Source organism: Streptomyces sp. RLA012 (assembly GCF_056270325.1).
On the sequence record NZ_JBWDPA010000002.1, the window covers coordinates 8,471,056 to 8,494,276 of the forward strand.

Annotated in this window: 22 protein-coding genes; 8 read left to right on the forward strand and 14 right to left on the reverse strand. The window is 71.5% G+C overall.

Annotation, left to right across the window (positions count from 1 at the left end; translation table 11 throughout):
• Positions 1-422: 422 nt before the first annotated feature.
• Positions 423-749 (reverse strand): hypothetical protein, encoded by a 327-nt coding sequence (locus RV986_RS38845; RefSeq protein ID WP_475924591.1) that lies wholly within the window; start codon positions 747-749, stop codon positions 423-425.
• A gap of 116 nt (positions 750-865) precedes the next feature.
• Complete coding sequence (locus RV986_RS38850) at positions 866-1,510, reverse strand: ATP-binding protein (RefSeq protein WP_475921864.1); 645 nt, start codon at positions 1,508-1,510, stop codon at positions 866-868.
• Between the two features lie 340 nt (positions 1,511-1,850).
• Between RV986_RS38850 and RV986_RS38855 the strand changes: the two genes are divergently transcribed.
• Together RV986_RS38855 and RV986_RS38860 are read left to right on the forward strand one after the other, a co-directional pair.
• A complete protein-coding gene (locus tag RV986_RS38855; protein ID WP_475921865.1) occupies positions 1,851-2,711 on the forward strand; it encodes a helix-turn-helix domain-containing protein in 861 nt (286 codons plus the stop codon).
• Positions 2,712-2,975: a DUF397 domain-containing protein gene (locus tag RV986_RS38860; RefSeq protein WP_405879065.1), complete on the forward strand. Its 264-nt coding sequence runs from the start codon at positions 2,712-2,714 to the stop codon at positions 2,973-2,975.
• Between the two features lie 144 nt (positions 2,976-3,119).
• Here RV986_RS38860 and RV986_RS38865 read toward each other — a convergent pair whose 3' ends face one another.
• The 4 genes from RV986_RS38865 to pdxR form a co-directional block, all read right to left on the reverse strand.
• Entirely contained in the window at positions 3,120-3,635 is a 516-nt protein-coding gene (locus tag RV986_RS38865) for a protein tyrosine phosphatase family protein (RefSeq protein ID WP_475921866.1), read from the reverse strand.
• 554 nt (positions 3,636-4,189) lie between these two features.
• Entirely contained in the window at positions 4,190-4,927 is a 738-nt protein-coding gene (locus RV986_RS38870; protein ID WP_475924592.1) for a hypothetical protein, read from the reverse strand.
• Between the two features lie 309 nt (positions 4,928-5,236).
• A complete protein-coding gene (locus RV986_RS38875; protein ID WP_475921867.1) occupies positions 5,237-7,660 on the reverse strand; it encodes a PEP/pyruvate-binding domain-containing protein in 2,424 nt (807 codons plus the stop codon).
• 168 nt (positions 7,661-7,828) lie between these two features.
• Entirely contained in the window at positions 7,829-9,292 is a 1,464-nt protein-coding gene (pdxR, locus tag RV986_RS38880; RefSeq protein ID WP_475921868.1) for a MocR-like pyridoxine biosynthesis transcription factor PdxR, read from the reverse strand.
• Between the two features lie 80 nt (positions 9,293-9,372).
• Between pdxR and RV986_RS38885 the strand changes: the two genes are divergently transcribed.
• On the forward strand, positions 9,373-9,948 hold the full coding sequence (locus RV986_RS38885; protein WP_475924593.1) for a carboxymuconolactone decarboxylase family protein: 576 nt from the start codon (positions 9,373-9,375) through the stop codon (positions 9,946-9,948).
• Positions 9,949-10,027: 79 nt separating this feature from the next.
• Here the strand turns inward: RV986_RS38885 and RV986_RS38890 are convergent, their stop codons facing one another.
• From RV986_RS38890 to RV986_RS38900, 3 genes are all read right to left on the reverse strand, one after another.
• Entirely contained in the window at positions 10,028-11,515 is a 1,488-nt protein-coding gene (locus RV986_RS38890; protein WP_475921869.1) for a glutamate synthase subunit beta, read from the reverse strand.
• A gap of 135 nt (positions 11,516-11,650) precedes the next feature.
• Entirely contained in the window at positions 11,651-12,130 is a 480-nt protein-coding gene (locus RV986_RS38895) for an anthrone oxygenase family protein (RefSeq protein ID WP_475921870.1), read from the reverse strand.
• A gap of 327 nt (positions 12,131-12,457) precedes the next feature.
• Complete coding sequence (locus RV986_RS38900; protein ID WP_475921871.1) at positions 12,458-13,153, reverse strand: DUF2293 domain-containing protein; 696 nt, start codon at positions 13,151-13,153, stop codon at positions 12,458-12,460.
• A gap of 457 nt (positions 13,154-13,610) precedes the next feature.
• Here RV986_RS38900 and RV986_RS38905 point away from each other — a divergent pair, with 457 nt between their 5' ends.
• Complete coding sequence (locus RV986_RS38905; RefSeq protein ID WP_475924594.1) at positions 13,611-14,252, forward strand: nucleoside/nucleotide kinase family protein; 642 nt, start codon at positions 13,611-13,613, stop codon at positions 14,250-14,252.
• A 484-nt stretch (positions 14,253-14,736) separates the two neighbouring features.
• The gene (locus tag RV986_RS38910; protein WP_475921872.1) at positions 14,737-15,174 is read left to right on the forward strand and encodes a CBS domain-containing protein; all 438 of its coding nucleotides are present in this window, start codon (positions 14,737-14,739) and stop codon (positions 15,172-15,174) included.
• Between the two features lie 144 nt (positions 15,175-15,318).
• Here the strand turns inward: RV986_RS38910 and corA are convergent, their stop codons facing one another.
• Positions 15,319-16,446 (reverse strand): magnesium/cobalt transporter CorA, encoded by a 1,128-nt coding sequence (gene corA, locus RV986_RS38915; RefSeq protein ID WP_475921873.1) that lies wholly within the window; start codon positions 16,444-16,446, stop codon positions 15,319-15,321.
• Between the two features lie 268 nt (positions 16,447-16,714).
• On the opposite strand from corA, the gene RV986_RS38920 reads away from it, so the two are divergent.
• Positions 16,715-17,506 carry a methyltransferase domain-containing protein gene (locus tag RV986_RS38920; protein WP_475921874.1) on the forward strand — a complete coding sequence of 264 codons (792 nt, stop codon included), beginning with the start codon at positions 16,715-16,717 and terminating at the stop codon, positions 17,504-17,506.
• Between the two features lie 5 nt (positions 17,507-17,511).
• On the opposite strand, the gene RV986_RS38925 is transcribed toward RV986_RS38920, so the two are convergent.
• Together RV986_RS38925 and RV986_RS38930 are read right to left on the reverse strand one after the other, a co-directional pair.
• On the reverse strand, positions 17,512-18,408 hold the full coding sequence (locus tag RV986_RS38925) for a carbohydrate kinase family protein (RefSeq protein ID WP_475924595.1): 897 nt from the start codon (positions 18,406-18,408) through the stop codon (positions 17,512-17,514).
• Between the two features lie 125 nt (positions 18,409-18,533).
• Positions 18,534-19,439: a pseudouridine-5'-phosphate glycosidase gene (locus tag RV986_RS38930; RefSeq protein ID WP_475921875.1), complete on the reverse strand. Its 906-nt coding sequence runs from the start codon at positions 19,437-19,439 to the stop codon at positions 18,534-18,536.
• Positions 19,440-19,541: 102 nt separating this feature from the next.
• Here RV986_RS38930 and RV986_RS38935 point away from each other — a divergent pair, with 102 nt between their 5' ends.
• The gene (locus tag RV986_RS38935) at positions 19,542-19,970 is read left to right on the forward strand and encodes a VOC family protein (RefSeq protein ID WP_475921876.1); all 429 of its coding nucleotides are present in this window, start codon (positions 19,542-19,544) and stop codon (positions 19,968-19,970) included.
• 64 nt (positions 19,971-20,034) lie between these two features.
• On the opposite strand, the gene fdhA is transcribed toward RV986_RS38935, so the two are convergent.
• A complete protein-coding gene (gene fdhA, locus RV986_RS38940) occupies positions 20,035-21,267 on the reverse strand; it encodes a formaldehyde dehydrogenase, glutathione-independent (RefSeq protein ID WP_475921877.1) in 1,233 nt (410 codons plus the stop codon).
• Between the two features lie 134 nt (positions 21,268-21,401).
• On the opposite strand from fdhA, the gene RV986_RS38945 reads away from it, so the two are divergent.
• The gene (locus tag RV986_RS38945; RefSeq protein ID WP_475921878.1) at positions 21,402-21,764 is read left to right on the forward strand and encodes a cupin domain-containing protein; all 363 of its coding nucleotides are present in this window, start codon (positions 21,402-21,404) and stop codon (positions 21,762-21,764) included.
• A 10-nt stretch (positions 21,765-21,774) separates the two neighbouring features.
• Here RV986_RS38945 and RV986_RS38950 read toward each other — a convergent pair whose 3' ends face one another.
• Positions 21,775-23,043, reverse strand: a complete 1,269-nt coding sequence (locus tag RV986_RS38950) for an MFS transporter (protein ID WP_475921879.1) — start codon at positions 23,041-23,043, stop codon at positions 21,775-21,777.
• Positions 23,044-23,221 lie beyond the last annotated feature (178 nt).

The window sequence follows — 23,221 nt, forward strand, 5'->3', positions numbered from 1 at the left end:
CGGTTTGTCGTCGTCGCGGTCGCGCTTCTTCTTGCGTGCGTTTCTGTTTGCCGACCTGTTTGCCGACCTGTTCGTCGACTTGTTCGCTGTCTTGTTCGTCGAGTCGGTCGTCGGCTTGTTCGTCGAGTCGGTTGTCGATTTGTTCTTCGAGTCGTGCGCCGACTCGCTGTCCGAGTCGTTCGTCGACGTGCTCGCCGGCTCGTCCGTGGACTCGTTCGCTGACTCACGCGCCGACTCGTCCACTAATTTCCCTGCTGCTTTCCCCACCATCGGCCTCCCCGGGAACGGATGACGGGTGCCTTCCCCAGGAACGCGGTGCTCCACTCGTGGTGGTGGCAGAGGATGGGTGGCGACCGGCGCACTTCGGACACGCTCGGCAGCCCCCTACCGGAGGTTCAACCGCTGAGCGCCGACCGGAGCGGTCAAGCGCTGATCGGACGCGACCAGACGGGTGTCGTGCCCGTGACCCGGCACAGGGCCAGATAGAGGGGGATCGGCGGGGTGTACGGCAGGGTGCCGTCCGGCCGATGGATGAGTCCGGGGGCGTGCGGGGAGTCCGGTACGACCGCGCCGGTGGCGTAGTGGGCGGGCGCGGGCCACTCCAGCGCCACATCGGACTCGGAGGGCACGAGCCACCACCAGTGCGCCCCGTCGGCGTACACACAGCCCACGCGGGGCAGCCGCGGCAGCAGCAGCGGTCCGAACCGGGCGGGCATCGCGACCGCGTCGCAGCCCAGCGGCACGGTCATGCCCTCGGGCACGGGGAGACGTCGAAACGCTCGGGACACCGTGTGTTCGCGCTTCAGGCGGACCAGCGTGTCCAGGCTCAGGACCGGAGCTCCGGGTCCTGCTGCCGACGTACCCCTCACAGCCTCCCCCAATTCCGGCGTCGCGCGATCAGGGGGACCCCGATGTTTTCCGTTCCCCAGGACGCGTCCGTCCCGGCGCCCCGGCCGTCGGCCGTCGGCTTCTTCGCGCCCCAACCGAGGTCGGACCGGGCCTCGTCGGCTCCGGCGGCCGTCCCTGCGGGGCAGCGCGGCAGATCCGCCCAGACCAGCAGTCCCGGCGCGGTGTCCTGGGCGCCCCAGGACCGGCACACGGCCGCGACGAGCAGCAGGCCCCTGCCGTGCTCCTCCTCGGGGCGCTGCGGCGAGGGGTGCGGCTCACCCGGAGCGCATCCTTCGTCGCGTACGGCTATCCGCACCAGGTCGTCGTCATCGTGCAGCTCGCACACCACACGCTCGCTCGCGCTGTGCACGATGGCGTTGGTGACCAGCTCGGAGACGACGAGGACCGCTGTGTCGCAGGTGTCTTCGGACACGGCCCAGCCGGCGAGGCGGGCCCGCGTCAGATGCCGGGCCTGAGCCACGGAACCCGGATGTGCGGCCAGCTCGAAGCGGAACCGGCGCACGGCGGCCGCGCCGGGGCGCACCCCTGCGGTGGCACGCAGACCGGAGCGGTTCTCGGCGGCGTCTGTTCCTAAGGGCGCGGACGGAATCACGCTTGCCACTATCGCCCCGCCGTGGACACTTGGCAAGTGTCACTCTGAAAATTGCAGAGTGCCATGTGACTCGGAGAAGGGCCGTGGCACACTGCTCGCAACAGCACGCCGAGCGGCGCCAGTTGGGATCGTCGAAGAAGACGAAGAGGACCCCGAACGGCGCCGTCCGGCCTGTCAGGACTCAGAGCCGGTCTGTCAGGACTGAAAACCGGTCTGTCAGGACGCGGAATCGGTCTGTCGGAACTCGGAGCCCGTCTCTGTGTCTGTGTCCGCTCGGGGCAGTGCCTGTTCGGAACTCTTGGTACTCGGTGTCGTTCGGGACTCATTCGGTACTCAGTGGAGGTGGGACGTGAGCGAACCTCGGTCCGCGCCGACGGTCGGTCAGGTCGTTCTCGGTCGGCGCCTGCTGGACCTGCGGGAACGCGCGGGTCTCAAGCGTGAGGAGGCCGCGCGCGTCCTGCGGGTCGCGCCCGCCACGGTCCGGCGGATGGAGATGGCCGAGGTCGCGCTCAAAATCCCGTACCTCCAGCTGCTGCTGAAGTCGTACGGGATCTCCGACGACGAGGCCGAGGCCTTCGTCCAACTGGCCGAGGAGGCCAACCGGCCCGGCTGGTGGCAGCGCTTCCACGACATCCTGCCCGGCTGGTTCTCGATGTACGTCAGCCTGGAGGGCGCGGCCACCCTCATCCGTTCGTACGAACCCCACTTCGTGCCCGGGATTCTGCAGACCGAGGAGTACGCCCGTGGCGTCCTGGAGTCCGGCGCCATCGGCCAGACCAGACCCGAGGACATCGAGCGCCATGTGGCGCTGCGCATGCAACGCCAGGGTCTGCTCACTCGTGAGGGTGCGCCCCGGATCTGGGTCGTGATGGACGAGACGGCCCTGTGCCGCCCCGTCGGCGGTCCCGAGGTGATGCGTGCGCAGATCGACAAACTGCTCGACGTCACGAAACTGCCCAACGTGACGCTTCAGGTCGTCCCGTTCTCCACGGGGCCGCACCCCGGCACGTACGGGCCCTTCGTGCTGTTTCGCTTTGCCATGCCGGAACTCCCGGACATGGTCTACAGCGAGTACCTGACCGGCGCCGTCTATCTGGACGAGCGTTCCGAGGTGGCGACCCACCTTGAGGTCATGGACCGCATGGCGGCTCAGGCCGCTACGGCACATCGCACGAAGGAGATCCTCCAGGATCTCCGCAAGGAGCTGTGAATGGACAACATCAAGCAGCGGATACGCAATGAGCGGATCTACAACGGAATGCCCGCCCGTGAACTGGGCAGTGAGGGCTGGCACAAGCCCTGGAGCGGAGGCAACGGCGGCAACTGTCTGGAGGCGATGAAGCTCGCGGACGGGCGCATCGCCGTCCGCCAGTCGGCGGACCCGGACGGGCCCGCGCTGATCTACACACCCGGAGAGATGACCGCGTTCATCCAGGGGGCCAAGGCGGGGGTGGCGGACTTCCTTCTCTCCTGATCTTTCCCTGACCCGTCTTGTGACCTTTCTTGCTGACTTGCTAATTGGTGTCGAATTGATCACTTATCGCGATATGAGACCTGTGGGATCTGTAAGGCCTGTGGGATCTGTGAGGCCTGTGAGGCCCGTACGATCTGTAAGTTCCTAGAACCACGACAGCATGCGGCGCGGAGCGTCGACCAAGCGGCTGACCGCGATCACCGGAAGCGGTGGCTGCCGAGACCGGTCCCGGCCGAGGCTCAGCCCGTAGTAGATCTGCTCGATCGACGGCGGTCCGACCGCGAGGTTGCGCCGGACCGCCGCAGGCGGCGACAGCTCTCCGACCCGCACGAGATACGCCGCCGCCATCGCCCCCGTCCGTCCGACTCCCGCACCACAGTGCACGAACACCGGCCCCGACGCCCCGCCGACCAGGTTGAGGAAACGCTCCACCTGGCGGGGCGTCGGGGTCTGTCCGTCACGGACGGGCAGCCGTACGACATCGAGTCCGGCCTTGCGGGGCGCGGCGAGCTGGGCCGCGCTCAAGTCCTCGGCGCGCAGGTCGACGACGGTGCCGAACCCCAGCCGCGCCAGTGCCCGGTAGCCCGCGGGCGAGGGGGCGCTGCCCCGCCACACCTTTCGCTGGGCGTCCACGGGCTGGAAGTGATGAATGCCCTGCACCGCGTGCGTTCCACCCGGCGACGGTGTCTCCTCGCGCGCCCAGTACGACAGCGCCAGGATACCGAGCGCCCCGGCGGCCCAGAGGGCGAGATAGCCGACCGCGACTCCGATGAGTGAGCGCAGGGCGATGCGACGTAGGAGACGTAACTGGTGTGGTTGAAACGGCTGGTGAGGCTGGTGAGATCCATGAGGCTCGTGAGGCCCATGCGGCCGAAGTGGTCGACGCAGCCGAAGTGGTCGGAGCTTTCGACTTGGTCGACCAAGTCGGTGCAACCGATGTAACCCATGCAACCGATGTAACCCATGCAACCGATGTAACCCATGCAACCGATGTAACCCATGCAACCGATGTAACCCATGCAACCGATGTAACCCATGCAACCGGTGTAATCGTCGTAGTCGACGTGATCGGTTTGTCGGAAGGGGCAGTTGGGGCGGGAGCGCGGCGCGGAACGCGGCCATGGACGACCCGGGGTGGTCGGGGACAGGAGGAGTGTTCGCATCCTAACCCGGGCCGCTGACAGGGGGCCGGTGCGCGCGTGCGTCGAAGCGGCTCAGTCGTCGTCCGCGTCCGTGTCGCCGATGCCGACCACTATGAGGTGGGTGCGGTCGAGGGCGGTGTCCTCCAGACAGCCGGTCAGCCGCATCCGGTCGTGGTCGGTCAGCGCGGGCCGCACGACCCCGGCGAACAGACCGTCGCCCAGGCTGCCGAGCGTGGCCTGGTTCAGCGGTACGGACGTCGAGTCCCGGCAGCGTTCCCAGACCTGGTGCGCGGCGAGGGTCCGCCGCTCGGCCGTCATGTCCTTGCCGCGCATGTCGATCCGTACGAGTACGGAGGTCGCCGCCGAGTCGTCCTCGTGTTCCTCGCGGGTCTGTGTGAGTTCCGCGAGACCGACCACGAGCCCGCCGAGCAGCGCCGCGCCGACGACGGCGACGACGACCAGACGTACGGTCCGGCCGCGGTCGCGCCGGGGGCGCAACGGTGGCAGGTCGTCCGCGTAGTCCGGGTCGCCCGGGTCGCCCGAGGTGTCACGGGCGTCGCGCGTGCCCCTGGCGTCACGGCTGTCCCGGGCGCCCGGAACACCCGTGACGCCTCGGACGGTGTCGGCCGGGCGGCGGTCTTTCGGACGGAGCGGAACCGTGAGCGCGGGAGGGGCGAGCGAAGGCAGGTCGGGCGCCGCCAGGATCGCCAGCCGCCCCGCGAGCCGGCGCTCGGCCGAGGGGCGGGCCGTGACCGACGCGACGCGCTGCACCAGCCAGGCGAGCCCGGACAGCAGCACGCCGGTGACCATGAGCACCGGCACGAAGACGTACGAGCGGCTGCTGGGCTCGTCCTCCAGCCACCGGAACCGGTCGCCGGGCGTGCGCTCCTCCCGCAGCCGGGCCAGGACGTCCCGCTGACGCCGGCCGGCTCTCCCGGATCCGCTCCTCGATCCGGGAGAGCCGGCCGAGCAGCACGATCCCGAGCAGCATCACCTCGACCACGAGCAGCAACACCCCGCACAGGATGGCCCGCTGCCACTGCCACCGGTACAGGTAGACCACGACGTACGTGCCCGCGCCCGCGGCCGCCAGGCCGCCGAAGAGATAGGCGACGCGCCTCATCGGGGGCCCGCCTGGGCCGGGGGGCGGAGACCGTCCTCCACGGGGCGCGGGTCCGCTTCCAGGAGTACGTCACCGGTGGCGCCGTCCACCATGAGGCGCGAACCCGGCGGGAAGCGGCGTACCGCGTCGGCCGCGCCGACGACCGTGGGCAGGCCGAACTCACGGGCCAGCACCGCGAGATGGGACAACGGGCTGCCGGTCTGGGCGACCAGCCCCGCGAGGCCGGGCAGCAGGGGCGCGAGCGCCGGGTCGAGGGTGCGCACGACGAGTACGGCGTCCGGGGGCCGGGGCCCGGTGCCGTCCCAGGCGGTACCGGCGGCGCGTCCGCCGGCCACGCCCCGGCCGGCGGCCGCGCCGGCGCCGGTCCGCCGTTGTGCGGCGACGACCACGCCGCCGTTCGCGAGCCGGAACACGTCCGGGAGCGGGGCGGAGGCGGCCGGGGGGAGCCGCTCCTTCACGTCTCCGGGCAACCGTTCGCCCTCCAGCGCGGCGATGAACTCCCGCCCGCGCAGCAGTCCGACCCGCTCCGGGGCGCTCAGGTCCCCGCGGACCGCCAGCCTGCGCGCCCCCTCGCGCACCAGCCGCACTTGCAGTTCCTGAACCCAGCGGACCCGCAGACGGAGGGCTTCGCGTGGGGGAAGCGGAGGCGCGGAGGTGCGAGGGAGAGAGGTGCGGGGGAGGGAGGTGCGGGGGAGGGGGGAGGCAGGGGGGCGGGAAGTGCGGGGGAGGGCGGTGCCGGAACCGTCCCTCCGCGGCGGGGAGTCGGGTTCCGGGCGCTCGTGGGAGGCGCCGGCCGCGCGCCTTGAGGCCTGCGGGTCGTCCGGCAGGCGCACCTCGCCCCGCAGACTGGGCGGCACGAGTGTCAGCACCACCGGCTCGGCGGCGACGACGTGGTCGTCGGACAGGCCCAGGGCGCGGGCCTCCGCGAGGGCGGTGAGGGCCGCGCCCGCCGCCGTGACGGTGTCGTGCTCCGGGAGCAGCGCACCGGCCAGTGCCTCCTGGGCGTGCAGGGAGACCAGGGCGGCGCGGCTCCAGCGGAGGGTGGAGACGAGGGCGGGGTCGGGGAGTCCGGCGGGCGTCGGGGTCTCGGCGAGCCGACGGTCGACATCGGCCACGAGGTCCACGGCGAGGCCCGGCAGCGCCGCGGTCAGCCGGCCCACCCGCCAGGCAGCACCGAGGCGGCGGGCGCCCGGCGCCGGGTTGAGGAACGCGAGTCGGCGGTGTTTCGGCGGCCCGACCCCGCGGCGGCGCCGCTCGGCGGCGGCGCGCCCGCCGACCGCCGTGACGACCGGCACCGTCCGCAGCAGGCGGCGCGGCGCACTGCCCCCGATGTCCAGCGCGGCGGCGAGCCCGCGTGCCATGGACGCCAGCCACAGGTATTCCTCCAGCGGCTCCAACTGCCCCGGCAGCGTCTCCGCCACCGGACCCGGCCCGAGCAGCCGTGCCCCGCGCGGCGGCCGCGCCGCCATCGCCGTGATCGGACGGCTCTGGAACAGCCACAGCCGCCCGTCCTCGTCGAAGCCGAACTCGATGTCCTGAGGGGCGCCGAAGACCCGCCGGGCGTGCCGCGCGAGCCGGGCCAGCCGACGCAGTTCGGAGGGGGTGAGCGGGAGTCCGTCAACCGGAAGCGTGCGTTCGTCGGCGAGCGGCGCGGGGTTGTCCGCGAGATCCGCGAGATCTGCGAGAAGCGTGGGTTCGGGGTGGGGCAGCGGGGATGTGTCGTGGGGCGGTCGGGGGTTGTCGACGGGCGCGGAACCGTGCGGCGGCTCCGTCCGCAGCGCCCGCCCCCAGCGGCTCAACCAGTAGTTCGTGCCGGGCTGTTCACCGCTGACCAGTGTGTCGGGCCCGCCCCGGACGGCGCTCACCAGCATCCGGTCGGCCCGTCCCTCGACGGGATCCGCCCCGAACAGCACGCCTCCGACCCGGGCCCTGAGCATCGGCTGCACGAGCACCGCCATCGGCGCCGTACTGCCGTCGGGCCGGTGGGCCGAGTCGAGCACGGTCCGTACCGCCGTACGGAAGTCCCGCCAGCCGCGTACGTCGAGCACGGAGGCGAACTGGCCCGCGAGGGAGGACTCCTGCGTGTCCTCCTGCGGGGACGAGGACCGTACGACGAGGGGCCGCGCACCACCGTCGGAGAGCTCGTGCCAGGCGCTCCGGAGAGCTGCCGGATCGCCGCCCGCTTCGTGGGGTGTCCCCGGGGGATTCTCGTGGGGTATCACGAACCCGGGAAGCACCGGTAGCCCGGCGCGGGCCGCTCGCGCGAGGTGCGCGGCCTTGGAACCCGCGAGGTGGGGCAGCGCGGCCGCGGGCTGGTTCAACGGGACGGCGCCGAGGCCGCGTGCCCCGAGCACGCTCCTGCCCCTGAACCCGTCCCCGTCGCGCGCACCGTCTTCTTGCCGTTCGTCCAGCGTCGTCATCCATCACCCTCCAGGACCGACCGCCAACAGGGGAGACGCGCGGGGGTGGCCCTGCGCCTGACGGCGGAACGAAGGATGGGGGCGGATCACCGTGCCGACCGGTTCATGGCCGAGGCGGCGACACACCTCCTGCTGTCTTCGATGATCCCACCGCCGTTGTTTTCCATGTCAGTTGGAGGTCGCTTTTTGGCCAGCGGAGGACGGAACCGGAGGAATCGCTTCGGCTCCCGGTGGCAAGGCGGCGCACAACGCCTCCAGCGCCGCCCCGTACGCATGCTCGGGAGGCGTCGCGTACCCCACCACCAGCCCGTCCGGTGCGGACGTCGCCGCCTTTGGATGCCGGAACTCGGCGAGCCCGTCGAGCGCGACGCCCTGCCAGGTCGCGGCCTTGACCGCGGATCGCTCGGTCCCGGGCGGCAGCCGCAGCACCGCGTGCAGCCCGGCCGCGATCCCGGTGACCTCGATGTGCGGCGCCCGCTCGGCGAGCGCCGCCACGAGCCGGTCACGCCGCCCGCGGTACCGCTGCCGCATCCGGCGCACATGGCGGTCGTACGACCCGGAGGCGAGGAAGTCCGCGAGCGTCAACTGCTCCAGGACACTCGCCCAGGCCTCCCGCTCGCCCTTGGCCGCGAGGACGGCGTCGACGTACCGCTCCGGAAGGACCATCCACCCGAGCCGCAGCGCGGGCGACAGACTCTTGCTGACCGAGCCGATGTGGATGACCCGCTCCGGGTCCAGTCCCTGCACGGCGCCCACGGGCTTGCGGTCGTAGCGGAACTCGCCGTCGTAGTCGTCCTCCAGAATCACCCCGCCTCGCGCGCGTGCCCAGTCGACGACGGTGGCCCGCCGCTCCGGGTGCAGCGGACCACCGGTCGGGAACTGGTGTGCGGGCGTGAGCAGGACGGCCCGCTCCCGGTCCAACTCGCCCACCTGGGCGCCGTCCTCGTCCAGGGGCAGCGGCACGGTCCGTACGGACGCGGCGGCCAGCAGCTCACGATGGAAGCCGAGGCCGTACGACTCGACGGCCAGCGGTCCGCGCAGGACCTGCGGGAAGAGCAGCCGCAGGGCGTGCGCGAAGCCGGAGCAGATCACGATCCGTCCCGGCTCGGTACGCACACCACGCGCGCGTGCCAGGTACTCGGCGAGAGCCTGGCGCAGTTCGACGCGGCCCGCCGGATCTCCCGGCCCGAAGGCCTCGTTGGGTGCCTGCTGGAGCGCCCGCCGGTACGAGGCGAGCCAGGCGGCCCGTGGGAACGAGGACGCGTCCGGCGTGCCCTGCCGCAGATCGTGCCGGGGTCCACGCGCGCGTGGAGGTGCCTTTTTCGGTACGCGCGCGGGGGTGCCCAGTGGTTCGGCGCGCTCGGCCACCCGGGTGCCCGAGCCCTGCCGGGCGGTGAGCCAGCCCTCGGCGACGAGCTCGGCGTACGCGTCGGCGACCGTGTTGCGCGCCACGCCCAGATCCGCGGCGAGCGAGCGGTACGGCGGCAGCCGGGTGCCCGGAGGGAGCCTGCCGCTCCGTACGGCCTCGCGCAGCGCCCGGATCAGCGCGGCCCGCCGCCCGCCCGGTCCGGACAGCTCCAGATGCAGGTCGGCACCGATCCGCTCGGCGGAATTGACCCATGAATCTGCCATGAAAATGCACCCTACAGGCGGTCTTTTCGGCCCGTAGATTCATATCCATGACGACGAACGCGATGAACACGACGAACGCGATGAACACGACGAACGCGACGAACGCGATGAATACGATGAATGCGATGAATACGATGAATACGACGAGCGGGACGAATTTGGGTGTTGGTGCGGCTGTGGCCGAAAACACCCGTCACGAGTTCGAAAGCACCCGCCTCGACTTCGCGAAGTCCGCTCCGAAGGTCTTCCGCGCCCTCGTCGGCTTCGACGCGGCGGCCCGTGCGGGGCTCGACCCGGCCCTCGTCGAACTGATCCAGATCCGCGCCTCGCACCTCAACCACTGCGCGTACTGCCTCCATATGCACACCAACGACGCGCGCAAGGCGGGCGAGAGCGAGGACCGGCTGCACATGGTCGCGGTGTGGCGTGAGGCCCGGCACTTCTTCACCGAGAAGGAGCGCGCGGCCCTCGCCCTGACGGAGGCGGTCACCCTGGTCGCCGACGGCGGCGTCCCGGACGACGTCTACGCGCAGGCCGCCGCGGTGTTCGACGAGCAGGAGCTCGCGCACGTCCTGGCCCTGATCCTCACGATCAACACATGGAACCGGGTGGCACTGTCGACGGCGAAGGTGGCGGGCACGGACGAGCGCCGCTGACGGGCTGCGCCGACGGTGGGTGGGCTGCGCCGATGGTGGGTGGGCTGCGCCGATGGTGGGACGCGCCATCGGCGGGCGGCTAGGCGGTCATGGGGCGGTCGTAGGGCCCGATCGGCGCCGGCAGCTGCGTCGCGCCCGCCAGGGCGCGATCCACCGCGGCCGCCACCGACCGCCCCTCGGCGATGGCCCAGACGATGAGGGACTGCCCGCGGGCCGCGTCCCCGGCGACGTACACCTGGGGAACGTTGGTCGCGAATTCGCGGTCGCGGGCGATCGTGCCGCGTGCGTCGAGGGCCAGGCCGAGCTGGTCGATCAGACCGTCGTGCCGGTCGGGCCCCGAGAAACCGAGGGCGAGCAGCACGAGGTCGGCGGGAAGGGTCCGCTCCGAGCCGGGGACCGGGCGGCGCCGCTCGTCGACCTCGACGAGGTGCAGCGCGCGCACATGCCCGTCCGCGTCCCCGGTGAAGCGGAGCGTGGACGCCGCGAAGAGCCGTGCGTCCGCGTCCGCCGCGGGCGCCGTCCCCAGGACGCCGGCCTCCTCGTGCGCGGCCGAGAGCCGGTAGATCTTCGGGTACGTCGGCCAGGGCTCCACATCCTCGTCACGCGCCGTCGCCGGCAGCGGATAGATGTCGAGCTGGGTCACGGACGCGGCCCGCTCACGCACGGCGGTCCCCAGACAGTCGGCCCCGGTGTCACCACCGCCGACGATCACGACATGCTTCCCGGCCGCGGACAGCGGCGAGGCCTCCAGATCCCCCTCGCACACCCGGTCGGCGAGCGGCAGATACTCCATCGCCTGATGGATGCCGTCCAACTCCCGTCCGGGAACGTCCAGGTCACGCCAGGCGGTGGCGCCCACGGCGAGGACGACGGCGTCATAGCGCGCCCGCAGCTCGGCGGCTCCGACGTCCCGGCCGATCGCCGTCGACGTACGGAACTTCGTTCCCTCCGCCCGCATCTGCTCCAGGCGCCGGTCCAGGTGCCGCTTCTCCATCTTGAACGCCGGTATCCCGTAGCGCAGCAGTCCGCCGATCCGGTCGGCCCGCTCGTACACGGCGACGGTGTGCCCGGCCCGGGTCAACTGCTGTGCCGCGGCCAGCCCCGCGGGCCCCGACCCGATCACCGCGACCGTCCGCCCGGACAGCCGGTCCGGCGGGCGCGGGGGCGTGAAACCGTCCTCCCAGGCACGGTCGGCGATGGCGACCTCGACGTTCTTGATCGTCACCGCGGGCTGGTTGATCGCGAGGACACAGCCCGCCTCGCAGGGCGCGGGACACAACCGACCGGTGAACTCGGGGAAGTTGTTCGTCGCGTGCAACCGGTCGCTCGCCGCCCGCCAGTCCTCGCGCGAGACGAGGTCGTTCCACTCGGGGATCAGATTGCCCAGCGGACAGGCGTCGTGACAGAACGGAATTCCGCAGTCCATGCAACGGTCGGCCTGTCTGCTGATGATCGGCAGCAGCGCACCGGGGACGTACACCTCGTTCCAGTCCCGCACCCGTTCCGTGATGGGCCGACGCGGGTACTCCTCGCGCGGAGTGGTCATGAATCCCTTGGGATCGGCCATGGCCGTCTCCCTTGTGTACGCGTACCGGTGCGGGGCCGCGCGGCCATCGGGCGTCATCGGCCCACGGTTTCGGGCGGCACTCCTTTTCCGCCACGATACGTCGCCTCCGTGGGCCCCGCCGCTCAGGTGAGAGCGTCAGGTGAGAGCGAGTGTGTACGACAGGGCCGCGGCGGCCGACGCGACCGCGCGGACGTGGTTCCACATGGTCCACTCACGCACGTACGAACGCCAGTACACCGCGGTCTCCGGCGTTCTCGGGTCCATCCCGAGCAGTGCGCCGTTGCGCGGGACGTTCGCGACCGCCGTCACCCCGAACGACCCGAACAGATACAGCGCGCTGCCGAGCAGCAGCTCCACCGTCCCCTCGTCGGGCAGCAGCACGAAGGTGACCACGGCGAGCACGGCACACAGCCCGGCCGACCCGACGAACACCAGCATGAACGGCGGGCGCAGCGCGGCCACATTGATCGCGTTCATCGCCGCCACGCCCTGCGCGGGCGGCAGCTCGGCGAGCCCCCGCATCACGAACGTCGAGAACCCGCAGAACACCCCGGCCACCAGCCCGCAGCCGAGCACCCCCAGCACGGTCAGCACGAAATACGGTCCATCGATCATGACAACCCCCGCGTCGATCCCCGAAGCCACAGATGCTGCACGGCACCCGCCGTCACCACAAGTGAAATCCCGTACGGCGACAGTGACCATGGCCGAGCCGTGCGGACACATGCGCGAGCGTTCACGACCGATGCCCGCGGCACCGGACTCCCCGGCGCGGCGTCCCACAGATCAGGCCACACACACGGCCCGCCCGTGCCGGTCCACGTGCCGCACAAACGCCGACCACTCCTTTTCTCCCACGTCCCCACTCATCCGCCTCTTCCCCGTCCACCACTCATCCGCTTCTCTTCTCTCCTGTCCGCTGCTCATCCGCCGGTCCTTCGGTCACGCGCGTGCCGTGAGTTCGTCGCGCCAGCCCTGGAGCCTCGCCTCCACCGTGGTGGCGATCCGACGGCGCGCCTCGTGCCGTGGCACGCCGCTCATCAACAACTGGTCGTACGGGGTGTCCGTGTGCCGCACGGAGGCCCGCACCGCCGCGGCCACCGCCACCTCGGACAGCGCACGCCCCGCCGCGCTGCGCCCCACCCGCCCGCTCCCGCGCGCCGAGGCGTATGCGGCGATCGCGTGCGCCCGGTCGGCCGGGCAGCCGGGGAAAAGCCGGTGTATCTCCCGCGCGAACGCTTCCGTGAACCGCAGGTCCTCCGCCTCCCGCCGTCGCGCGTCCCGCGCCCGGCGTCGCCGTCGCGCCTCCGCGTCCGCCAGGCACCGCTCCTCGGCCAGAGCGAGCGCCGCCTCCTCGACGAGGACGCCCTGCCGCTCGTACCGGCCCCGTCGCCGGTTGAACCGCACGACCACCGCCGACAGCGCGCTGCCCTCCCGTGACCTCCGCGTCAGCGCCGTGTCGCCCCGCGGCAGGAACACCAGATGCCCCAGATCGGCGCAGTCCAGACACCGCGGCGATCCCTCCTCCAGCACCAGCAGAGTCAGCGGCCCGGTCAGGCACTCGGTGCAGCGCCGCTTCTTCAGCGGCTGGATGACGAGAAGTCCGCCGCGGGGTGGCGGAGTTGAGATCGGTGCCATACGCGGTTCATTCCCTCCTGCGTGCCGGGTTCTACGTCGTCCGGGGCTCGGGACGGACTGGGCTCAAGACGGGCGGGGTGATGCCGCGGATCCGGGGTCGGTCGCCGGAGCCGTGGGCGGCCAGGCCACGGCCGTGCACGCGACCTGGGGACGGCGTGAGCGGTATGGATGCATGAACGGATATACCGGCCGGGGGCGAGCCGTCGCAGACCCACCCCGCCGAGGGACTGGACCCCGACATGTTCGACCCCGTGTGTCCATCGGGGCGATGCCCGTCTGCGGGGGGAGGCAAGTGGGGGAGTGGGGGGGGACACCGTGGGAGACAGGCGGACCGGCATGGTGATCCCTCTCCTCGCCCCGGCCCGCGCCCGAACACCACACCCTTCCCGTGTTTCCTCGCGGCCGCCGGCCGCTGCCCGCCGCCGCGCCCACGAGCACGCCGCGTGAGCGCGGCATCATGGGCCCTGTGCGACTCGAAGCGATCACCTGGGAACGGCTCGGCGACCTCCTCGCCGAGCGGCTGCTCGACCTGAAACCGGACGACGGCAGCCCCTGGCCGCGGATCGCCTTCGACGGACCCCCGGCCGGCCGCCCGGGCGACCTCGCGCATCGGGTCTCCGAGGCGCTGCGTATACGTGGCCGGTCCTCGCTCGTCGTCGGCACCGAGGGCTTCCTGCGCCCCGCCTCGCTCCGGTTCGAATACGGTCACGAGGACGCCGAGGCCTACTACAACGGCTGGTTCGACACCGGCGCCCTGTGGCGCGAGGTCTTCGGACCGCTCGACCCCGGCGGTGACGGCCGCGTCCTGCCCGACCTCTGGGACCCGGCCACCGACCGCGCCACCCGAAGCCCCTACGTCCAACTCCCGCCCAGCGGGCTGCTGTTGCTCCACGGCCCCTTCCTCCTACGGCACTGGTTCCCGTTCGACCTCAGCGTCCATGTCCTCCTCTCCCCGGGCGCCCTTCGCCGCCGCACTCCGGAGCCCGAGCACTGGACCCTCCCCGCCTTCGACCGCTACGAGACGGAAGTGGACCCGGGTGCCACGGCCGACGTGCTCGTACGCGCGGACGATCCACGCCACCCGGCCTGGAACGGCTGACACCCCCCGTCCCCCCACCTCGATCGAGCTCAGCGGCACCGCCGGAGCCCCGACGAGCACCAGCGCATCCCGTACGAGCTCGCTTCCCGTACGAGCCCGCATCCCGTACGAGCCCGCATCCCGTACGAGCCCGCATCCCGTACGAGCCCGCATCCCGTACGAGCCCGCATCCCGTACGAGCCCGCATCCCGTACGAGCTCGCCGCCCGCACAAGCTCGCCGCCCGCACAAGCTCTCGCACAAGCACCTCGGCATCGACCCGCCCGGCGCGAAGAGCGACGGGGGCTGCCTGGTCTTCCGCGCCGCACCGCGGAAGGCCGTGGGTTTCCCCGTCCGGGCCTCCGGCCGCGCGTCCCCGGCCGCCGGGTGCGAATCGCCGGGGAACTTCCGGGTGCGCATTCCCGAGGACGCGGCAAGAATGTAGGGCGCCGGGACTAGCGGTGCGTTCCGCGCCGCGCCGGCCGTCCGGCACCGGGAGGTACTTCATGACCACCGCCGGAGAAATCATGCACCATGGCGCTCAGTGGATTCCCGCCCACGAGACCCTGGACCGCGCCGCTCAGCTGATGCGTGAGCTCAACGTGGGCGCGCTGCCCATAAGTGACGAGAACGAACGGCTCTGCGGCATCCTCACCGACCGCGACATCGTCGTCGGCTGCGTGGCCATGGGCCACGACCCGGCCCGGGTCACCGCGGGCGAGATGGCCCAGGGCACCCCGCGCTGGATCGAGTCCGGCGCCGATGTCGGGGAGGTGCTCCAGGAGATGAAGGGGCACCAGATCCGCCGACTTCCCGTGATCGAGAACAAGCGCTTGGTCGGCATGATCAGCGAGGCCGATCTGGCCCAGCACCTGACGGACGAACAGCTCGCCGCCTGGGTCGAGAGCGTCTACGCGAGGAGCGCGACGCACGGACCGTACTGACCGCGCCGGCTGTGACGACCGTGCTGGCTGTGCAGACCACCCTGACCGCACCGACCGCACTCACCATGCCGACCACCATGCCGACCGCACCGACGCACCGGCTGCGCCGACTGCGGTGGTGGGCCGGGTCGGGCGAAGGGTGTCTCACAGCCAGCCGTTGCGCCGGAATCCCCGGTACAGGACGAGGCAGGCGACGGTGATCACGCCTATGACTATGGGGTAGCCGAACCTCCAGTGCAGTTCGGGCATGTTGTCGAAGTTCATGCCGTACACCCCGCAGACCATCGTGGGCACGGCGATGACGGCCGCCCATGCCGTGATCTTCCGCATGTCCTCGTTCTGCGCCACCGTCACCTGCGCGAGGTGCGCCTGAAGGATCGAGTTGAGCAGTTCGTCGAAGGTGGCTATCTGTTCCGTGACCCGCAGCAGATGGTCGGAGACGTCCCGGAAGTACGCCTGGATCTCCGGGGCGACCACCCGTATCGGCCGGGTGGAGAGCTCCTGGACCGGGCGGGCGAGCGGGACCACGGCCCGCTTCAGTTCGAGGAGCTCGCGCTTGAGCTGATAGATGCGGCCCGCGTCGGCCCGCGCGCCGTTCTCGGCGAACACATCGGCCTCGACCTGGTCGATGTCCTCCTGGACCGAGTCCGTGACGCTCACATAGTCGTCGACCACATGGTCCGCGAGCGCGTGCAGCACCGCGGCCGGGCCCTTGGCGAGCTTGCGGGGCTCGGCTTCCAACTCCTCGCGCAGCGGGCCCAGCGAACCGTGCCGTCCGTGCCGCACGGTGATGACGAAGTCGGATCCGACGAAGACCATGATCTCGCCGGTGTTCACCACCTCACTGGTCGCCGTGAGTTCCTTGTGCTCGACATAGCAGACGGTTTTGAACACCGCGAACAGCGTCTCGCCGTACCGCTCCAGCTTCGGGCGCTGATGCGCCTCCACCGCGTCCTCGACGGCCAGCGGGTGCAGGTCGAAGAGATCCGCGATGCCGGCGAACTCCTGGTCCGTCGGCTCGTGCAGCCCGAGCCACACGAAGCCCTCGTCGCTCTTGCGGATCCGCTCCACGGTGTCGACGAGATCGCGGCCGCCCGGGACCCTGGCACCGTCCTGATACGCCACGCAGTTCACCACGGCGGAGCCCAGCGGGGACCGGGCGGGGTGACTCAGGTCGACGCGAAGGCGCCGTCGGGCCAGCCGTGCCACCTTGCGGAAGCCACCGACCCTGCCGAGGCTCGTGACCTTCCGCAGATTCCCTGCCATGGACATATGGATCTCCTTGCGTGGATCTCCCTGCGCCGCACTTTGCGCCCTGGCGTGCCAGTCTGCCAGGCGAATTCGATCGCCGGGAAAGCCTGTGGGAACGGAATATTCCGCTTCGTTTTGTGACGGCGAACGGACTCGGACGGGACGGACAAGGCCGTCGGCGGAGTGTCGGGCGCGGCGGCGCGGTGGCGGTGCCCAAGGCGATGGGCAGGTGCGGACATCGGGAGCGTCGACGATTCCGGACAAGCGGGCCAACTGGGATGATCCCTCTATGACGCGAACCGACGGGTATCTCCTCGACAACCGGAAGACCGAGGCGGGACAGCGCTTCGACGCCTTCGCCACTCTGTTCGACCCCACGACGTTCCGGCACATCGAGCGCTTCGGCATCGGCTCCGGCTGGCGCTGCTGGGAGGTCGGCGCGGGCGGCACGTCCGTGGTGTCCTGGCTCGCCAAGAAGGTCGGCCCGACCGGACGGGTCGTCGCGACCGACATCGACACGTCATGGGCGGCCTCGGCGGCCCGCCCGCCGGTCGAGGTCCAGGTGCACGACGTGGGCGCCGAGGAACCGCCGGGGGAGGGCTTCGACCTCGTGCACGCACGGCTCGTCCTGGTCCATGTGCCGGACCGGGAGCAGGCGTTGCGATCGATGGTCAAGGCGTTGCGGCCCGGCGGCAGGCTTCTCCTGGAGGACGCCGACCCCGCCCTGCAGCCCCTGCTCTGCCCCGACGAGCACGGCCCCGAGCAACAACTCGCGAACAGGCTGCGCCAGGGCTTTCGCAAGCTGCTCGCCGAGCGCGGCGCCGACCTCGCCTACGGCCGCAAACTTCCGCGCCTGCTGCGTGAGGCGGGCTTGCGCGAAGTGGAGGCGGAAGCCTATTTCCCCGTCACCTCGCCCGCGTGCACCGCCCTGGAGACCGCGACGGTCCGTCAGATCCGCGATCAGCTCGTCACCGCGGGCCTCGCCACCCACCAGGACATCGACCGCCACCTGGCCAACGTGGCCACCGGCTCGATGGACCTCGCGACGGCTCCGATGATCTCGGCGTGGGGGCGTAGGTAGGGCGGTCACCGGGCTGCTGCCGCCTCCGGCCTCGCCCCGACCCGCTCCACCGCCATCGCTCCCGCCCTGCACCCCTCCACCGCGGCATCCTCGGGCTCGGCGCCCCCGAGGAGAGCGGCGAGGAACGCTCCGGTGAAGGCGTCACCGGCGCCCGTGGTGTCCCGGGGCGTCGCGGGCGCCGCCGGGACGCGGGCCCGTACGGCGCCCGAGCGAGCCACCAGAGCTCCCTCGCCGCCCTGTTTCGCGACGACCAGCGGGACGTGGCGGCTCAGCTTGGCCGCCGCGTCGGCCGGATCGGGCAGGCCCGTCAGCAGGAACGCCTCGTCGCGGCTGGGCAGCAGCAGGTCGACGCCCTCGGCGAGGGCGAGGAAGCGGTCCACGCCCAGTTCCCTGAGGAACCCTGCCGACGCCGGATCCAGGCTCACCGGTACGCCACGTGCGCGTGCCGATTCCAGGGCCACCGACACCAGCGCCCGGCTGGGCTCGGAGAAGAACAGATAGCCCGACAGATGCAACCGCGCGACACCGTCGAGCAACGCGGGCGACCAGTCGTCGGGTTCGAGGCGCAGGGAGGCCCCGCTGTCGGTGAGGAACGTCCGCTCGGCCGAGGCACCCTGGTCCACCAGGCAGATCACCGTCCCCGTAGGTGCCTCCGGGTCGACGACGAGGCGGGGACGCACACCGCAGGCAGCCAGTTCGCGTTCGTGCCACGTGACGGCATCCGCCCCCACCCGGCCCAGCAGCCGTACCTCGGCGCAGCCCCAATGCGCCGCCCAGCACGCGACGTTGGCGCCGGCCCCGCCCGGCAGGGTGCGGATCGCGGCGGCCGTGTCGGTGCCCCCGGCGAGCGGCCCGCGATGCCGGGCGACGATGTCCGTGACCACGTCACCGACGACGAGCAGCGCGCCCGTTGCCGCGCCTGTTGCCGCACCTGCCGCCCTGCCCGTCGCCGCGTCCGTGCCTCGCCCGGCGTTGTCCCGGTCCGCTCGGCTCACCCCCTGGTCCGGGCCGCCGCGATCCTTCCCGTTCACATTCCGGCCCAGGCCGCCGCGATCCGCCCAGCGAGTCGTACGTTGCCGCGTACCGCCGCGAGATTGGCGCTCAGCGACGCGCCGTCGGTGTGCCGCACCAGATGGTCGAGCAGGAACGGCGTCACGGCCTGCCCGGTCACGCCCTCCGCCTCGCACGCCTGCAGCGCCTCGGCGAGCACGCGCGCGTGGAGCGCGGGATCCAATTGCTCCTCTTCGGGGACGGGGTTCGCGACGATGAGCGCCGACTCCGGGCCGTCCAGAGCGTCCTGCGCGCGCATGACCTCCGCCACCTGCCCGGGGGAGTCCAGCGTCCAGTCCACCGGATGTCCCGAGTCGGACAGATAGAACCCGGGGAAGTGATCGGTGCCGTACCCGGCCACCGCGACGCCCAGCGTCTCCAGTCGCTGCAGCGTCGCAGGTACGTCCAGGATCGACTTGACGCCCGCGCACACCACCGTGATCCGGGTGTGCGCCAGCAGGCCCAGGTCGGCCGACTCGTCCTGCGTCACCGTCCACTCCCGGTGCACCCCGCCGAGCCCGCCCGTCGCGAACACACGGACACCCGCGCGAGCGGCCAGCAGCGCCGTCGCGGACACGGTCGTCGCCCCGCTCGCGCCCGCCGCCACCGCCAGCGGCAGATCGCGGTGCCCCAGCTTGCGGATCCCGTCCTCGTTCGCGACCCGCTCCAGCTGTTCCTTGTCCAGTCCGACATGGGGCCGGCCGTCCAGCACGGCGATCGTCGCGGGTACGGCACCCTCCTGCCGTACGACGTCCTCCAGCTCCAGCGCGACCTGCAGATTGCGCGGGCGGGGCAGACCGTGCGCGATGATCGTCGACTCCAGGGCCACCACCGGCCGACGCGCGTCGAGCGCCTCCCGCACCTCTTCGGACACCACGATCACGCGCCTGCCTCCTGTCCGTCGCCTTGCCTTTCCTCATCTCTGGCGGGCGGCGCGCCCGGTCAAACCCTTGCGACCTGCGGCGTACGACACCAGCCTGGGGGCATGACGGACAACTCGCCATGTCTTGACCATGTCGTCCTCTGGGTGCGCGATCCGGTCGCCGCGGCCGGCTTCTACGAGAAGGTGGTCGGCCTGGCACCCGTGAGGGTCGCCGAATACGCCGGGGGGAAGGCGCCGTTTCCCTCCGTACGCCTCAACGAAGAGACGATCTTCGACCTCATGGCGCTCCCCATGGCCGCCTACATGAACATGGTCCCCGGAGGCGCCGACAGCGCGGGACACCCGGTCAACCACGTATGCCTGTCCCTCCAGGAGGCCGATTTCGACGCGCTGCGAGCACGTCTGGAGGAACGCTCCGTCCCCGTCTCGGGCTTCTCGTACGACTCCTTCGGTGCCCGGGGAATGGCCAAGCGCAGCTTCTACTTCCGTGATCCGGACGGCAACGTCTTCGAGGCACGGCACTACGAGTAGCCCTCGCCGAGATGGTGGAAGGGGTGCTCCCGCGCGCGGGAGCACCCCTTCGGGAGACACGCGGTCAGACCGGCCGTACGCCGTTCAGAGCCCCGTGCGGATCGAGCACGTACTTGCGGCTCGCGCCCTGGTCGAACTCGGCATAGCCGCGGGGCGCGTCCGCCAGGCCGATCACGGTCGCGTTGACCGCCTTGGCGATGTGCACCCGGTCGTGCAGGATCGCCTGCATCAGCCCCCGGTGGTACCGCATCACCGGGCACTGCCCCGTGGTGAAGCGATGGCTCTTCGCCCATCCGAGGCCGAGCCGTATCTGCAGTGTCCCGGTCCGCGCGTCCTGGTCGATCCCACCGGGGTCGTCCGTGACGTACAGCCCGGGAATGCCGAGGGCACCGCCCGCGCGCGTGACGCCCATCAGCGAGTTGAGGACGGTCGCGGGGGCCTCGGGGGCGTTCGGGCCGTGGGCCCGTGCCTCGAAGCCGACCGCGTCGACGGCCGCGTCGACCTCGGGTGTCCCGAGGATCTGCGCGATCTGGTCCTCCACGGCGCCCTGGGCGACGTCCACGGTCTCGCAGCCGAAGCTCCGTGCCTGGGCCAGGCGTTCGGCGTTGAGGTCCCCGACGATGACGACGGCGGCACCCAGGAGCTGCGCCGACGCGGCCGCGGCCAGACCGACCGGGCCCGCTCCCGCGACGTACACCGTCGCACCGACCCCGGCGCCCGCGGTGACCGCGCCGTGGAAGCCGGTCGGGAAGATGTCCGACAGCATGGTCAGGTCGAGGAGCTTCTCGCGTGCCTGGTCGCGGTCGGGGAACTTCAACAAGTTGAAGTCCGCGTATGGGACCATGGCGTACTCGGCCTGGCCGCCGACCCAGCCGCCCATGTCGACATAGCCGTAGGCGGCTCCCGGCCGGGCCGGATTGACGTTCAGACAGATGCCGGTGTCGCGCTCCTTGCAGTTGCGGCACCGCCCACAGGCGATGTTGAACGGCACCGAGACGATGTCCCCGACCTCGATGTACTCGACGTCCGGGCCGCGTTCCAGTACCTCTCCGGTGATCTCGTGTCCGAGGACCAGCCCCTCGGGCGCGGTCGTACGGCCTCGCACCATGTGCTGGTCACTGCCACAGATATTGCTGGCGAGCACCTTCAGGATGACCCCGTGCCGGCACTTGCGGCCGACGTTCTCGGGCGCCACTCCCGGCCCGTCCTGCAGTTCAAGCGTCGGATAGTCGATGGTCCTGACCTCGACCGCACCCGGCTTGAGATACGCGACTGCCCTGTTTCCGCTTCCGCTCATGCGTGATCGCCGTCCCTTCGGCTCCGTGCTCTCGGACGCCAGCGGCTGTGCGCAGGGCGGAGTCTGCTACCGGCCCGACCTGCCGGCCACCCTCCGCGTGAGGTCTTTCTCGAATGCCTTTAAGGTGACCGCTCATGACCACGAACCCGCAGGCCACCCCGTCCTTCGCCGTGCACATCCCCGACGCCGAGCTGGAACCGGAGCCCCTGGACCCGGCCCAGATCGTCTCCGGCGACCCGGTGGTGTCCGGCAGGGTGCTGTGGGAGTCGGCCGACGGCAAGCAACTGCGCGGCATCTGGCAGATCACGCCCGGTGTGGTGACCGACACCGAGGCCGACGAGCTCTTCGTCGTCGTCAGCGGCCGCGCCACGATCGAGGTCGAAGGCGGTGAGGTGCTCGAAGTGGGCCCGGGCGACGGGGCGGTGCTGCGCGAGGGCGACCGTACGACGTGGACCGTGCACGAGACGCTCCGCAAGGCGTACCACATCAGCCTCTGAGGGCCTTGGATCACCGAAGGCGTCGACTCCGGGTGAACAGCGCCAGCCCGCCCAGCGGCAGCAGCAGGCACGCGGCGGCGAGGTTCAGCCACCCGTAGCTCGCCTGTGCGACGACGAGGCCGGCGGTCGCTCCACCGACACCGGCCGCCGTGTTCATGGTCAGATCGGACACCCCCTGGGCGGCGGCCCGTGCGGCCTGGGGCACGGAGTCCGTGAGCAGCGCCGAGCCGGACACGAGCCCGGACGACCAGCCCAGGCCCAGCACGAAGAGTCCCGCGGCGGTCTGTCCGTGGCTGCCGCCCGCGGTGCCCGCGAGCAGCGCCGCGCAGGCCAGCAGCGCCACCGCGAGCCCGATCCCGGCCAACCGCCCGAACCGGTCCGAGAGCCGCCCCATGAGGGGCGAGAACGCGTACATGCCCGCGATGTGGCCGCTTATGACCAGCCCGATCAGATCGATGCTCGCCCCGTGGTGTCCGAGGTCGACAGGGGTCATCGACATGATCGAGACCATCGCGGTGTGCGAGACGGCCACCGTCACGAGCGCCAGCCGGGCCCGCGGCGAGGCGGCGACGGCGGCGAAGCCGGCCCGGATGGAACGGGCGTCCGCCGACTGCTCCTCGACGGGTGCGAGCGCCCGGGCGGTCAGCAGCGGATCGGGACGCAGCAGTACGGCCATCAGCAGCGCCGAGAGGAGAAAGACCCCGGCCGCCCACAGGAAGGGCCCCGCCGCCTCGGGTATCCCGAGCCCGGAGACGCTGCGTCCGGCGGGCGCGGCGATGTTGGGCCCCAGCACCGCTCCGATCGTGGTGGCCCACACCACGTTCGAGATGGCCCGGGCGCGCCGCTGCGGCTCGGCCAGATCGGCGGCCGCGAACCGCGCCTGGAGGTTCGCCGACGAGGCCGCGCCGAACCCCGCCATGCCGAGCAGCAGCAGCGGGAAACTCCCGACGCACGCGGCGATCACGACGACGCCCGCCCCTGTCGCGCCGATGAGATACGCCAGCACGAGCCCCGGCCGACGCCCGCGCGCGGTCATCAGCGCCGCCAGCGGCACGGAGAGCACCGCCGTCCCGGTGACCGTCGCGGTGGGCGCGAGCCCGGACAGCGACTCGGTGCCGCTGACCTGCTTGGCCAGCACGGTGGCGAGCGCGATGCCGGTGGCGACACCGAGCCCGCCGAGGATCTGACCGGCGATCAGTACGGCGGTGATACGGCGTCGCAGCGCCGGTATCCCCTCGGCGTCCACGGGAACGGCGATCTGCCGTCCGACGGAGGTCACGACGAACACTCGGACGGGGCGGAACGGGCTCGGGTCACCGGCGCAGTTTCCAGCCCGCACCCCTGTGCGAACAAGGGATATTGCGTGCGCCGGGCGCTGTCGGCAACGCCGGTACCGCACGGACGGCTGCCGGCGGGCACGGCAGGCGCCGCGCACGGCGGACATGGACCGCGGCGGA